This is a genomic window from Agrobacterium sp. El2ro-1b (assembly GCF_048298475.1).
Classification (GTDB): Bacteria; Pseudomonadota; Alphaproteobacteria; order Rhizobiales; family Rhizobiaceae; genus Agrobacterium; species Agrobacterium fabrum.
Map to the genome: position 1 here is coordinate 2,143,377 of NZ_CP103458.1, position 13,639 is coordinate 2,157,015.

At 61.5% G+C, this 13,639-nt stretch carries 12 protein-coding genes; 6 read left to right on the forward strand and 6 right to left on the reverse strand.

What is annotated here, in order from left to right; all coding sequences use genetic code 11:
- Positions 1 to 21 precede the first annotated feature (21 nt).
- Complete coding sequence (locus tag NYR50_RS10665) at positions 22 to 549, reverse strand: GNAT family N-acetyltransferase (RefSeq protein ID WP_418135916.1); 528 nt, start codon at positions 547 to 549, stop codon at positions 22 to 24.
- 83 nt (positions 550 to 632) lie between these two features.
- Positions 633 to 1,280, reverse strand: a complete 648-nt coding sequence (gene chpT, locus NYR50_RS10670; RefSeq protein WP_111805984.1) for a histidine phosphotransferase ChpT — start codon at positions 1,278 to 1,280, stop codon at positions 633 to 635.
- Positions 1,281 to 1,530: 250 nt separating this feature from the next.
- On the opposite strand from chpT, the gene NYR50_RS10675 reads away from it, so the two are divergent.
- Both NYR50_RS10675 and NYR50_RS10680 read left to right on the forward strand, forming a co-directional pair.
- The gene (locus tag NYR50_RS10675) at positions 1,531 to 2,127 is read left to right on the forward strand and encodes a DUF1134 domain-containing protein (protein WP_006314968.1); all 597 of its coding nucleotides are present in this window, start codon (positions 1,531 to 1,533) and stop codon (positions 2,125 to 2,127) included.
- Between the two features lie 279 nt (positions 2,128 to 2,406).
- Positions 2,407 to 3,642, forward strand: coding sequence for a hypothetical protein (locus tag NYR50_RS10680; RefSeq protein WP_418135917.1), 1,236 nt, complete (start codon positions 2,407 to 2,409; stop codon positions 3,640 to 3,642).
- A 240-nt stretch (positions 3,643 to 3,882) separates the two neighbouring features.
- On the opposite strand, the gene NYR50_RS10685 is transcribed toward NYR50_RS10680, so the two are convergent.
- Positions 3,883 to 4,737, reverse strand: a complete 855-nt coding sequence (locus NYR50_RS10685; RefSeq protein ID WP_418135918.1) for a TrmH family RNA methyltransferase — start codon at positions 4,735 to 4,737, stop codon at positions 3,883 to 3,885.
- Positions 4,727 to 5,119 carry a hypothetical protein gene (locus tag NYR50_RS10690; RefSeq protein WP_174009232.1) on the reverse strand — a complete coding sequence of 131 codons (393 nt, stop codon included), beginning with the start codon at positions 5,117 to 5,119 and terminating at the stop codon, positions 4,727 to 4,729. Before NYR50_RS10690 ends, NYR50_RS10685 begins: the two co-directional genes overlap by 11 nt.
- Before the next feature lie 38 nt (positions 5,120 to 5,157).
- Between NYR50_RS10690 and NYR50_RS10695 the strand changes: the two genes are divergently transcribed.
- The 3 genes from NYR50_RS10695 (at position 5,158) to rpoH (ending at position 8,288) form a co-directional block, all read left to right on the forward strand.
- Positions 5,158 to 6,180, forward strand: coding sequence for an RluA family pseudouridine synthase (locus tag NYR50_RS10695; RefSeq protein WP_418135919.1), 1,023 nt, complete (start codon positions 5,158 to 5,160; stop codon positions 6,178 to 6,180).
- A gap of 213 nt (positions 6,181 to 6,393) precedes the next feature.
- Positions 6,394 to 7,218, forward strand: a complete 825-nt coding sequence (locus tag NYR50_RS10700) for a class I SAM-dependent methyltransferase (RefSeq protein ID WP_418135920.1) — start codon at positions 6,394 to 6,396, stop codon at positions 7,216 to 7,218.
- Between the two features lie 167 nt (positions 7,219 to 7,385).
- The gene (gene rpoH / locus NYR50_RS10705) at positions 7,386 to 8,288 is read left to right on the forward strand and encodes an RNA polymerase sigma factor RpoH (protein WP_080824422.1); all 903 of its coding nucleotides are present in this window, start codon (positions 7,386 to 7,388) and stop codon (positions 8,286 to 8,288) included.
- A 452-nt stretch (positions 8,289 to 8,740) separates the two neighbouring features.
- On the opposite strand, the gene NYR50_RS10710 is transcribed toward rpoH, so the two are convergent.
- Positions 8,741 to 11,071, reverse strand: coding sequence for a hypothetical protein (locus tag NYR50_RS10710; protein ID WP_418135921.1), 2,331 nt, complete (start codon positions 11,069 to 11,071; stop codon positions 8,741 to 8,743).
- A 70-nt stretch (positions 11,072 to 11,141) separates the two neighbouring features.
- Positions 11,142 to 12,440 carry an adenylosuccinate synthase gene (locus NYR50_RS10715; RefSeq protein ID WP_418135922.1) on the reverse strand — a complete coding sequence of 433 codons (1,299 nt, stop codon included), beginning with the start codon at positions 12,438 to 12,440 and terminating at the stop codon, positions 11,142 to 11,144.
- A 242-nt stretch (positions 12,441 to 12,682) separates the two neighbouring features.
- Here NYR50_RS10715 and NYR50_RS10720 point away from each other — a divergent pair, with 242 nt between their 5' ends.
- Positions 12,683 to 13,570, forward strand: a complete 888-nt coding sequence (locus tag NYR50_RS10720; RefSeq protein ID WP_418135923.1) for a DMT family transporter — start codon at positions 12,683 to 12,685, stop codon at positions 13,568 to 13,570.
- Positions 13,571 to 13,639 lie beyond the last annotated feature (69 nt).

Consider the following 13,639-nt stretch of genomic DNA (forward strand, 5'->3'; position numbering starts at 1 on the left):
TGCGCCGCCGCCCCTGTCGCCTTATTTCCCGCTCACACGCTCGAAAAGCCGGACGGGATTGTTGCGGAACATCATCTCGCGAAACGGATGAAAGCCGAATCGGGTCGCGATCGCCAGCGACGGCGTGTTCAGCGCATCGATCATGCAGACGGTCCGCTGCGACGTCCCGCTCTCGTCGAACCAGCGCGTCGCGGTCTCAACCGCTTCGGTTGCGACACCCCTGCCCGTCAGTTGCCCGTCGATCTTCCACATCGCCTCGGGCACCCCGTCGAAATCCCCACCATTGCCGCGACGCATATGGGCAAAGCCCACCTCACCGACGATGCGCCCCGTGGCAAGCTCTTCCACCACGAAGGGGCCGAAACCGAAAACGGACCAATGGCCGATGAAACGCAACAGGCGCGCGAAGGCGAGTTCCGGGTCCAGCGGCGCAATCGACGTCACCCCCTCGATCGGCCGGACAGCCGCCGCCCAGAAGGCGCAATAAAGCGCTTCGTCCGAAATGGCATGCGGCCGCAGGACAAGGCGGGCGGTTGCCAGACGCGTCATGAACATGCTCCCAAAACAAAGAAGACCGGCGCGTCGGTTGACGCGATCCGGCCTCTCACAAATTCACATCGGCAACTTCATCGTCACTCGGCAACCGTCTTTGCGGTAAAGACGATGCGGTCGTCATGCACCTTGTATTCCACGGTCATATTGGCCTCTTCGGCCAGCAGCAGCGTGTAATAGGGCTGTACGGAATGGGCATCGACCGCCTCTTCCAGCCGGCCTTCGTAAATTTCCACGAACTTGGCCGGAACGCGCATCATCCGACCCTTGACGGCGATTTCGAACCTGGCGTCGCCGTCAGGGTTTTCCAGGAGCACATCCACATTGCCGCCGCGCGGGATGGCGCCATAAGCGACGAGGAAAAGGTTGAGCAGAAGTTTGACACGATTTTTCGGCACGATGGCGCGCGGACCGCTCCAGCTCACTTCCGCTTTCTTTTCGGCGGCAGCGAAATCCTGTGCGGCCTTTTCGGCCTCGCCGGTGTCGATCGAAGCACCGGCCGAGCCGGAAGCGCCGAAGGCGAGGCGGGCGAACTTAAGCCGCACGGATGCGTTAAGCGCTGACGTGCGGATGAGATCGAGCGCGTCGTCATCCGTGCCGCCCTCGTCCAGAAGTTCGAGGCCGTTATTGATGGCGCCGACAGGAGAAATCACATCATGGCACACACGGCTGCACAAAAGAGCCGCCAGATCGGGACCGGACAGCGTGATATTGAGTTTGCTCGTCATAAAATTCTCTCCTGCGCAAGGGAGGCGCGGACGGTGTGGAAATTGTTAAGCCATAATGACACCATATTTGGTAAACCGATTGTTAATAGGATGGTTTCAAAATGCCAAATGCCTTAACAGGCCACACTGGAGCCCCGTGTATCTGTCAGGATGCACGAAACATGCTGTAGAATTTTGACTCTACGCATCGGCCCCGCGAAAATCGATTCGGTTTTTCGGGCTGCTGCGTTAACGAAACAGACGGACGGACATGACGATGCGCCTTACGAAAACCCGCACCATTGCACGCCTCGGACTGGGAAAGATTGTCGCGCTCCTTGCGAGCCTGTTGATGTGGGTCACCCCGGCCTTTGCCCAGACCAGCGATCAATATTCTATCCAGGAAGTCGTGGATGCAGGCCACGGATTCTTCGGTGAAACCACCGGCGGCCTCGCCAAGGTGGTGGAGCGCGCCTTCCAGCAATACGGTCTTCCGAACGGTTACATTCTCGGCCAGGAGGGCTCCGGCGCCTTCGTTGCCGGCCTCACCTATGGTGAAGGCACGCTTTACACCAAGAATGCCGGCCAGCACCCCGTCTTCTGGCAGGGCCCGTCGCTCGGCCTCGATTATGGCGGCCAGGGTACCCGCGCCATGATGCTGGTCTACAACCTGCCCTCGGTCGACGCGCTTTATCGCCGTTACGGCGGCGTCAGCGGCTCCGCCTTCATCGTCGCCGGCGTCGGCATGACCTATCTGAAAAGCAGCGATGTGACGCTCGCCCCCATCCGCACCGGCATCGGCGCGCGCCTCGGCATCAATGTCGGTTACCTGAAGCTCACCCAGCAGCCGACCTGGAACCCCTTCTGATAAGGCAAGACGATTGCAGTTTGTTTCTTCTCCCCGCCGGGGAGAAGGTGGCCCGAAGGGTCGGATGAGGGGGCAACGTTGCCGCATCTTACGACCCTTGCCCCCTCATCCCGCTGCCGCGGACTTCTCCCCGGCGGGGAGAAGAAATGAGCGGTGACCTCCCTGCCCTGTCGAATTGCCTAAGGGAAACCCCTCCCCACGGTTGCAATAATAGCGTAACGTGCTTTCGCGCCCCTCTTTCCGAATGCGCGCGTATCTGAGTTTCGGAGACTGTCCCGCGTGATCGAATATGCCATTCTCTTCGGATTGGGTTTTCTCACCGCAACCCTGCTGGCCCTGTTGATCGCACCCGCGATCCACCGCCGCATCGTCGCCTATACGGAAAACCGCATCCGCGCGACGATGCCCATCAGCCCGCAGGAAGTGCGCGCCCAAAAGGACATGGCGCGCGCGCTTTACGCCGCCGAAAACGCCAAGGTCCGCCAGGAACTGGATACCGAACGGGAAAAAAATACTTCGCTGCGCCTCGCCAACGAGGCAGCGTCCAGCGACGCCTATCGCCTGGGTGAGCAGAACCGCAGCTTCTCCCTGAAGATCGAGGAATTGACGCTGGAGATCGGCGAATTGCGTGCCGCCCTCGATGCCAGCGAAGAACGCGCCGATACTATTGCGGCCAATCTCCTGCAGCAGGAACAGGCCGCCAACGAGCGCGCCGCCCAGATGTCCGATCTCACCGCCCGCCTCACCAATCTGACGCGCGAGCTGGATGATTCGAAAATTACCGCCGCCACCCGCGATCTGGAGGCCGAGCAGGCGAAACAGACTGCCTCCCGTTTCCGCAAGGAAGGCGAGACCGCGACCCGCGAATTGCAGGATGTCGCCGCCCGCAATAAGGAAGCGATGACGGCGGTTGCGCGCGAAAGCCGCAAGGTTACCCGGCTGGAGGAACAGCTCGCCACGCTGATGGCGAAAAATGCCGATCTCGACACGATGCTGACCCTGCGCAACCAGGACGTCGCCCGCCTGAAAGAGCAGCTTGCCGCAACCGGCGGCCGCAGCAACGACATGATCATTCGCCTGCCGAACCCTGCCGTGCCGGTGGAAAAAGTGGTCAACCCGCCGCAACCGGCCGCCCCTGCCGCAGCCGCCATGCCTGAAACAGCACCGGTTGTCGAAGACGACGTGACAGAGGCGGCGACCGCGGAAGACACCGCAGTCTCCCCCGTGGTTGAGCCAGCGGCACCGGCGCCGGAAGGTCTGGAACAGGAAATCGAAGATATCCGCAATCAAGGCACGGCGCTGACCGAACGCCTGCTGAATGTGCGCGGCACCGGCAATGACGAACCGATCCGCCGCGAAATCGCAAGGATCGCCGCCGAGATGATCGCGCTGACGGCCGCCCGGGAGGGTGAGACGTCGCCTATTCCGGGGTTGCTGGCCAAGGCGTCCGCTTCGTCAGGGCGGGAGAGCCTTGCGACGCGGGCTAAGGTGGTGATGGAGAAGCGGAAACGCTAATTCGGTGGGTGGGGGATAGTTCGCCTCAGTGGGTGCGGCTTTACCCCCCTCTGCCCTGCCGGGCATCTCCCCCACAAGGAGGGAGATCGGCAAGAGGCGCTACCACCACTTCATTCTCAGATGTCGAGATAGGCGAGACCTAACGACGAGTCGATCTCCCCCCTTGAGGGGGAGATGCCCGGCAGGGCAGAGGGGGGTAAGCGGCATACGCCAAGGAGGCCCTCGCGCACAGGCGTCAACTCACACCCGCCCCATCACCCCCGCCATCTGATAAAGCGCCAGCCCCGAAGCCGTCCCCGCATTCAAACTATCAAGCTGCGGCGACTGCGCAATCCGCGCCGTCTGAAAACGCGACAGCACCGATTGCGGCAGCCCCTCGCCTTCCGTACCAATTACCAGCGCCATCCGCTCGGAGCGGGGAAGGTCGCGGATTTCTGTCTTGCCATCCGGCGACAGGCCCCAGATCGCAAATCCCTCCTCGGAAAGCCGCTCCAGCATCTCCACCGCCCCACCGCCGCGATGATAGGGCACCGACAGCACCGAGCCGACGGAAACCCTGAGCGCCTTGCGATAAAGCGGATCGCAGCACGTCTCGTCCAGCAGCACCGCATCGGCATAAAACGCCGCCGCATTGCGGAACATCGCACCGAGATTATCGTGGTTGGAAATGCCACAGCCCACCAGCACCAGCGACGACGCGGGAAGTGCCGCGGTCATCTGGTCCAGCCCGTCATCGCGCACCCGTCGCCCGAGCGCCAGAATGCCGCGATGCAGGTGAAAACCGACGATACCGTCCAGCACCGGCGCTTCGGCCACATAAACGGGCACGTCGTCAGGGAAATCGGCAAGAATATCCGCAACGCCGGCAAGCCGGTTCTTGAGGATCAGGATACTTTCCGCCGCAAAGGCCCCGCCCGCTTTATGAGCGGCGGCCAGCATGCGCAGCACCACCGTGCCTTCGGCAATGAAGCGGCCCTGCCGGCCGGTGAGATCACGCTCGCGAATATCGCGAAAGGCAGCGATGCGCGGATCGGCGGGGTCGTCGACCGGGATCAGCACCCGCCCGTCCAGCATGTTATTGGCCTCACTGGCCATCAACAGTCACATCGGCAAGGAACCGGCCGGCCGCGACGTTGAAGACCAGCGCCTTGCGGGTGCCGTTGGCAAGCCGGCCGTAAAACAGCATGTCGCCGCCGGAATAGCTGACATTGTCGATCGTAAAGCCCTGCGGCAGGCTGGCGGTGACGGCAACCGGTCCGTTACCGGTCGGAACCGCAAGGTTCGGCGCTTCGCTTTGCGTCTGAACCGTTTTCGCCGGCCCCATCGCCTTGTAGACAACCGCACCGAAGACGGCCATAAGGCTGATAAACATCACGGAGCCCGACACGATCTGCAAACGGATCATCTTGCGGCGAACTTTTTCCATGGCCGGATCAAGCGGCTTGTCTTCCTGTTCGTCTGGCTCGATCTGCGTCATCGGGTTCCCTGAAATGCTGATGGATCGGAAAAATAAGAATGAACGACCCCTTTAAACAAGGCGGAGACGCAAGGAAAGTCCTGATTGCCGGGGAAGACGCCGAAGGCCGCATCGATGTGTGGCTGGTGGGCGAAGTCGGCAGCGATCTGTCGCGCAGCCGCCTGAAGGCGCTGATCGAGCAGGGTGCGGTTCTCCTGAACGGCCAGCCCGTGACCGAACCGAAAAAGAAGGTGCATCCGGGCGATCGCGTCGAGATCGTCATGCCGGAGCCGGAAGACCCCGTGCCGCAGGGCGAGGACATCCCGCTCGACGTGGAATATGAGGATGAAGACCTGATCGTGCTCGTAAAGCCAGCCGGTCTCGTCGTGCATCCGGGTGCCGGCAACTGGACGGGAACGCTGGTCAACGCCCTCATCCACCATTGCGGCGACAGCCTTTCCGGCATTGGCGGCGTCAAGCGGCCGGGCATCGTGCACCGGCTGGACAAGGAAACCTCGGGCGTCATGGTGGTGGCGAAGAACGACAATGCCCACCGTCACCTCGCCGCACAATTTGCCGACCATGGCCGCACCGGGCCGCTGGAACGCGCCTACAAGGCCGTCGTCTGGGGCCGCCCGCGCACGTTGCGCGGCACGGTTGACGCAGCGCTCGGGCGCGGCACTGACCGCACCAAGCGCGCCGTCAAGAATGAGGATTCGTTCGATGCCCGCGAGGCGATCACCCATTACGAGGTGATGGAACGTTTCCACGAAAAGCCTGACGCCTCCTGCCTCGCTTCCATGGTCGAATGCCGCCTCGAAACCGGCCGCACGCACCAGATTCGCGTGCACATGGCCCATATCGGTCATCCGCTGATCGGCGATCCCGAATATGGCGCAGCCTTCCGCACCAAGGCGAACCTGCTGGAAGAACCGGCCAGAAGCACCGTCAACCGTTTCCCGAGGCAGGCGTTGCATGCCTATCTTCTGGCCTTCGAACACCCCCGCACCGGCGAGGTGATGGAGTTCGAAACAGATATGCCTGAAGACATGGAAGAGCTGCTGACTGCCCTGCGCAGCTGAAAACTTGGCTGGCGCAGCCAAAAAACTGCGCCATGCATTTCGCCGGAAGCCACGGATAATAAAAAAAGATTAGCGGAAAGCGATATTCCGCAGTCGGTCCTTTTTGTAGACCGCCCCAATTTCGCTTCAATCCTCGCACCTCCTCGGCCACGGAAAGCTTGCAATCGTGCCTCAGCCTGAACGGACCCGGCATGATGACGGGATTTATCACCTATGAATATCGAAGACCGCCGGTTTATATTCCAGGAGCTGCGCAGCGTCGAAGGTTATATCGACCCGCCCGATGCGCTTGTGTTCAAGGCGCTGCTGCAGGCGCAGACAAGAGATGGCCTCGGCGGCGGCATGGCGGAAATCGGCGTTTATTATGGCCGTTCCTATTTCCTGCTGCGCAAATTCGCACAGCCACAGGAAAAGGTGCTGGGTGTCGATCTTTTCGATCTTGATCCGCCCGAAGATGGCAGCCTCGACCAATATGAGCGCCTGATGGAAAACGGCCGCCGGCTGGGGTTTCCCATGGATGTGGACCTCATCATCAAGGGCGACAGCACACGGCTGGCGCCCGCCGAGATCACCTCGCGCATCGGCCCGGTGCGCTTCTTCAGCATCGATGGCGGCCACCATCTGCATCATGTGCTGGCGGATGCGAAGTTGGCGATGGAGGTAATCGCGCCACACGGCGTCATCGTCTTCGACGATACCTTCAATCCCGCCTGGCCGGAGGTGACGGTTGGCGTCGCCGATTTTCTACGCACCCACGGCCACAGCCTCGTCTGTTTCTGCATGACGAAATACAAGACCTATGTCTGCCGCCGTGAATTTTACGCCACCTACGCAGCCGCAATCACCACCGATCCCGACCTGCAGGCGCTCGGCCATGTCGAGACGCAGTTCCTCGGCTCGAAGGTGGTTCGCCTGCACAATCCCATGCGCCGGCGGGTGATGTATGAGCTGATGGTGCGCTCCGGTCTCGGTGGATTTTCGGAACGAATCTACCGTTCGAAAGTTAAACAGGTCAAAGAAGGGGTCGCCTCGCCATAACGCATGTGTGAACGCAGCGTTCGCTTGAAACGCGGCGGGCGCGTACATATCTGTCGCATGGGTTCGTGCGGGGTCGGTAACGACCCGCAGCTTACGGTGTGCCTCGGGCGGGTGATTTTCCACGCCAAAGAGGGTACCGTTCCAGACCATAGATAAGGGGGTGCTTTATGGCCCGCAATAGTTTGCCTACGATTACAGCCGGCGAAGCCGGCCTCAATAGATATCTCGACGACATCCGCAAATTTCCGATGCTGGAGCCGCAGGAAGAGTACATGCTTGGCAAGCGTTATGCCGAGCATGGCGACCGCGATGCCGCGCACAAACTCGTCACCAGCCATCTGCGTCTCGTCGCCAAGATCGCCATGGGTTACCGCGGTTACGGCCTGCCGATCGGCGAAGTCGTGTCCGAAGGCAATGTCGGCCTGATGCAGGCGGTGAAGAAGTTCGATCCGGAACGCGGTTTCCGCCTGGCCACCTATGCCATGTGGTGGATCAAGGCTTCGATCCAGGAATATATCCTGCGTTCGTGGTCTCTGGTGAAGATGGGCACGACGGCCAACCAGAAACGCCTGTTCTTCAACCTGCGCCGGCTGAAAGGCCGCATCCAGGCGATTGACGACGGCGATCTGAAGCCGGAACACGTCAAGGAAATCGCCACCAAGCTGCAGGTGTCGGAAGAAGAAGTCATCTCGATGAACCGCCGCCTGCATGGCGACGCCTCGCTGAATGCGCCGATCAAGGCCTCCGAGGGCGAGTCCGGCCAATGGCAGGACTGGCTGGTGGATGACCATGAGAGCCAGGAAGCCGTGCTGATTGAGCAGGACGAGCTGGAAACGCGTCGCCGCATGTTGGCCAAGGCCATGGGCGTACTGAATGAGCGCGAACGCCGCATCTTCGAGGCCCGCCGCCTCGCCGAAGATCCGGTAACGCTGGAGGAACTCTCATCCGAGTTCGACATCAGCCGCGAACGCGTCCGCCAGATCGAGGTTCGCGCCTTCGAGAAGGTGCAGGAAGCGGTGCAGAAGGAAGCGCTGGAAGCCGCGCGGGCGTTGCGCGTGGTGGACGCGTAAGCAGCGCGCTCTTCACGCCAATGCGCTGACGTTGAATCATCCTCGGCCTTCGGCCGGGGATTTTTTGTTTGTAAAAGGCAGGCGATGGGAAATGGTCTGCCTCTGAGACCCGCGATTGTGCTGGAGGAAAAGCGGTAAGGAAAATATCCGTGCTTCGGAGTATGCCGCTTCCCCCCCTCTGCCCTGCCGGGCATCTCCCCCACAAGGAGGGAGATTGGCAAGACGCGCCCGCGTTGCGCTATCTCGACTGTCAAGAAAGGCGAAACTTTGCCGCGATTCGATCTCCCCACCTGTGGGGGAGATGCCCGGCAGGGCAGAGGGGGGTAAGCGGCACCCACCAACATCCCCAAAAGCCCATCACCCGACAAAGCAAAGACACCGCCGCAGCCATTCCATAAGGACGTCGCCCGTTGCCTTACAACAAAAGGGCGGCCTGAGCCGCCCTTAAACCATCACTGACCGCCAGCGGCCGGTGCTGCCGCCGCCCATTCACTAAGCGCCTTGTCGAAGGCGGCGATGCCGTCATTGCCCTTTTGCAGGGTCAGCAGCGCGCGCCGGCCGTTGCGATAGGAGACCGGAATGTCGATCCAGTTGCGGCTCTTCAGCAGCTCCAGATTGGTCTTCATCGCATCCGGGAAGTCGTTGAGCGCGATCATGTGGAAATCGTCGGTGATCTTGGCCGGAACCGCGATCAGCGCGTTGCCGCGATCCTGCTCGGTGCTCTTCATCGCGATACGCTGGACGCTGTCGATCGCGCCGCCTTCGAAGCCGGGCGAAACCGAGAAGACGATCTCGATCAGATGGCTCGCCGGCAACGACGGATCGGTGTTGCGCTTGAAGGTGATGAGCGCGCTGAGGCCACGGCCGGGAACGGTGATCTGGCCCTGCACGGTGGGCGAAGGCTTGCCTTCCGCGTCATTTTCCTGCTGCAACGACCAGGAAACGCTGCCCTGAATGGCAGTCGGAACCGTCTGACCCAGCACTTCCTCATAGAGGAACATGCGGTCGCCGGTGGCGGCAGCGGCAGGCTGCTGTCCCGCTGGCGTGCCAGCAGGCGTTCCCGCAGGTGCACCGGCATTATTGGCCGGATCCGCGTCCGCAGGCGGCGGCGCGACGTTCTGTTCATAGACAGACTGGCCTTCGGCCGTAACGGGTTGACCGTTCGCACCGGCTGCCGGTCCTTCGTCACGTTCGGTGCCATCGGCCATCAGGCGCTGGGTAAACTTGGTGCCGGTGACCGACCCGTCATCGCCATGCGACTGGGCCTGGTGATTGTTGTTGGCGGCCGGTTGCTGCTGGCCATTCGTGGCCGGCGGCTGCTGGGTCGCAGGCGGCGTCGAAGGCTGCGTCTGCGCCGTATCTGCCGGGGGCGTCTGGCCATTGCCGCCATTCTGCGCGGAACTGACCAGACCGCCGACCATATCGTTCAGCGCATCGCGGTTCATCCACACGGCATAACCGCCACCGGCAAGCAGCGCCACGCCGACAATGGCGAGCACGACCGAGGCATAGTTACGGCGCGGCTTCTTCTTGACCATATAGGCGGGCGTCGCCGCCGCGGCACCAAGACCCGGCGTTTCATCCGAAGCCTGCCGGTTGGACGAGGAAGCGCCGTCATAACCGATCAGCTCGTCCAGATCGTCCCAGGGCGTGCGTTCTTTATTGTCTTTTGCCGCCGCCTTTTCTCCGAAGAGATCATCATCCGCACGCGGCAGCGCCGGCGCGTCCTTGGGCGGAATGGCAATATCCGCATCCTGGAAATAGGACGAGAAATCCTCGACCACGGCTGCCTTTTTCGGCGCCTGCTCTTCCACCTGGCGATGTTCGTCAAAATCGTGCCGGCCGCCAAAGGCGGGCGCATGCTCCACCGCGGCAGGGCCGAAACGGTTATCCGCCTCGCGACGCTCATGCTCTTCGTAAGGGGCCGGCTCGAAATTTACCTCCGGCTCCTGATAGTGCTGCGTTGCATAACCGGCAACGAGCGGACGTTCGCCGCTCTCGTTGCCAGTTTCCCCATAGGCTTCGTCAGCCGGACGCGCGTCATGGTTCTGCGCTTCCTCGAGCTTGCGCCAGTCATCCTCCTCCACCGGCTGCGCCCAATGGGAGGGAACGGAATCATCGGCAGGAGCGGGCACCGTTTCAGGCTCCGCATAGTCATCCTGCGGCTGGTGAGCCGGCTCTTCTTGCGTGCGGGTGAAATAGGTGCCGACCTCTTCGTGGGAAGCGGTCACCAGGGCCGGTGCGACAGGCGCCGGTTCCGGCGCATCATAAAGCTCTTCCGGCTCGTGCTCTCCATGATGCCGCTCCTCTTCAGAGGCATGGGCATCGGGGCGGGGTTCGTCGTGATGGGCGGGCTCTTCGTAAACCGGTTCCGGCTCAGCCGATGCAGGTTCTTCATAAACCGGTTCGTGCTGCACCTCTTCGCGATGGGCTGGCTGTTCCGGTTCGACGTCGTGCTCGGCTTCGGCGGCATGGGCAGCCGGCTCATCGACGGCATCCTGATGCTCATAGGATGCCGCCGTTTCTTCGGCCACCGGGGAGAACGCATCATCCTCGGTGAGCGCCGGCAAGGCCTCGGCATATTCGCTGTCCACCTCGGCAATGGCGGCGTCCAGCTTGGCGATCTGCCGGCGCAACAATTCTTCCGGCGGACGTGGCTTCATATTCTCGAGTTGGCGCACAACCGCACTGCGCGCCTTGTCGTAAACCTTCGCCCGATTTTCGGGAGTATTGTTCGCCAAGCCATCCACGGCCTTGCGAATGACTGCTACAAAATCCGCCATAAGCACTTTCTCGTCGTGACCGGCGACGTACCGGCCCGATATGGTTTATGAATCTAGATCGCCGTGGACATTAGTCCTCAAACGGATCAGTCACAAGTATGGTGTCGTCACGCTCCGGACTTGTCGACAGAAGCGCGACAGGCGCCCCGATCAATTCCTCGACCTGACGGACATATTTGATTGCCTGAGCAGGCAAATCCGCCCATTTTCGGGCACCGACGGTAGATTCTTTCCAGCCTTCCAATGTGACGTAGGTCGGCTCGACCCGCGCCTGCGCGCCCTGGCTTGCCGGAAGGTGATCGATTTCCTGTCCGTCAAGCTTGTAGCCGACGCAGATTTTCAGCTCGTCGAGACCATCGAGAACATCGAGCTTGGTCAGCGCGATGCCGGTAATACCATTGGTGGCGACCGACTGGCGCACCAGCGCGGCATCGAACCAGCCACAACGACGCTTGCGACCGGTAACAGTGCCGAACTCATGACCTTTTTCGCCGAGGAACTGGCCGATTTCGTCATGCAGTTCGGTCGGGAACGGGCCTTCGCCGACGCGGGTGGTGTAAGCCTTGGTGATGCCGAGAATATAACCTAGGGAACCCGGACCCATGCCCGAACCGGCAGCGGCCTGGCCGGCAACCGTGTTGGACGAGGTCACGTAAGGGTAAGTGCCGTGGTCGATATCAAGCAGCGAGCCTTGAGCGCCCTCAAACAGGATGCGCGCACCGGCGCGGCGCTTCTTGTCGAGCAGCAGCCAGACGGTTTCGCTGAAGGGCAGGATGCGCTCGGCAATCGAGCCCAGCTCTTCCATGATGGTTTCATGCGACACTTCGGTCGCGCCAAAACCACGGCGAAGCGCATTGTGATGCGTCAGGATGCGATCGACCTTGGCGGAGAGCGCCTCCATGTCGGCGAGATCCATGACGCGGATGGCGCGGCGGCCGACCTTGTCTTCGTAAGCCGGGCCGATGCCGCGGCGCGTGGTGCCGATCTTGGTGCCGCTGTTGGAGGCGGCGTCTTCGCGCATGCCATCCAGTTCGCGGTGCAGGGAAAGAATGAGCGTGGCATTGTCGGCGATGCGCAGGTTTTCCGGCGTGACCTTGACGCCCTGCACTTCCAGACGACCGATTTCAGCAATCAGCGCATGCGGATCGACCACGACGCCATTGCCGATGACGGCGAGCTTGCCGGGACGCACGACGCCGGACGGCAGAAGCGAAAGCTTGTAGCTGATGCCATCGATGACAAGCGTATGGCCGGCATTATGGCCGCCCTGATACCGCACGACGACATCTGCCCGCTCGGACAGCCAGTCGACAATCTTGCCTTTGCCTTCGTCGCCCCATTGCGAGCCGACCACCACAACATTCGTCATTTCTTGCTTTCCTGCTCATGGCGCTTGCGCGCCCGATAACCCGATGGGAAACCCAAACCCGCGAATGTATACTGCGTTGTTTTACGGAAAGCGACCCTGTTTCTTATGGAGAAATTTGCTTTTTCCGTGACAAGGCGCGGATTTCCCGCATTATCTCGCCCCGTGGGGGACAGGCGCGGGCGCAAGGCCGCGGTTCACCCCCCTGCCATTTTTCCCACCCGATGAAGAAGTGAAACATCCGCGTGCCGTCGAAAGCCTATCTCGCCCTCATCATCGCCACGCTCTGCTGGGGTGGCAACACCGTTGCCGGCAAGCTCGCCGTCGGCCACATCAGCCCCATGGCCTTCACGTTCCTGCGCTGGGTCTTCGCCGTCGCCATCATCTTCGCCATTTCCGTGCCGCAGCTCATCAAAGACTGGCCGGTGGTGAAACAGCGCCTGCCCTATTTCTTCGTGCTCGGCAGTGTCGGGTATACCGCCTTCAACGTGTTTCTCTACACGGCGCTGCAGCATACCTCGGCCATCAATGCCGCCGTCATCCAGGCCGGCATTCCCATGGTCATCTTCGTCCTGAACTTCGTCCTGTTCCGCACCCGCGTGCTGTTCGGCCAGATTGTCGGTTTCTGCCTCACCATTTCAGGCGTGGCGCTGCTCGCCTCGCATGGTGATCCTCTCTCGCTGCTGCAGCTGGAAATGAATGTCGGCGATGCCGTCATGCTGCTCGCCGTGCTGGTCTATGCCATCTACACCGTCATCCTGCGCTGGAAACCGGCTGTGGACTGGCGCACGCTGATGGCGATCCCCGCCTTTTTCGCCCTCCTCACCTCGGTGCCGCTGGTCTTTTTTGAAATGTCGCGCGAAAGCCTGATCTGGCCGGACCAGAAGGGCTGGATGCTGGTGGTCTATGCCGGTATCTTCGCGTCGCTCATCGCGCAGATCCTCTACATCAAGGGCGTGGAGCAGATCGGCGCCAACCGCGCCGGCCTCTTCATCAACCTCGTGCCGGTCTTCGGCACGCTGCTTTCGGTCTTCGTGCTCAGCGAAACCCTGCACACCTATCAGATCGCGGCACTGTTCATGGCGCTTGCCGGCATTGCCGTGGCCGAACGAAAAAAATCGCCGGCTTCCTGAACCAACGAGGATCAGGAAAACCGGCGCAGTCTGGCAGGCATGAACGAGTGGAGCATCGGATCGAAAATC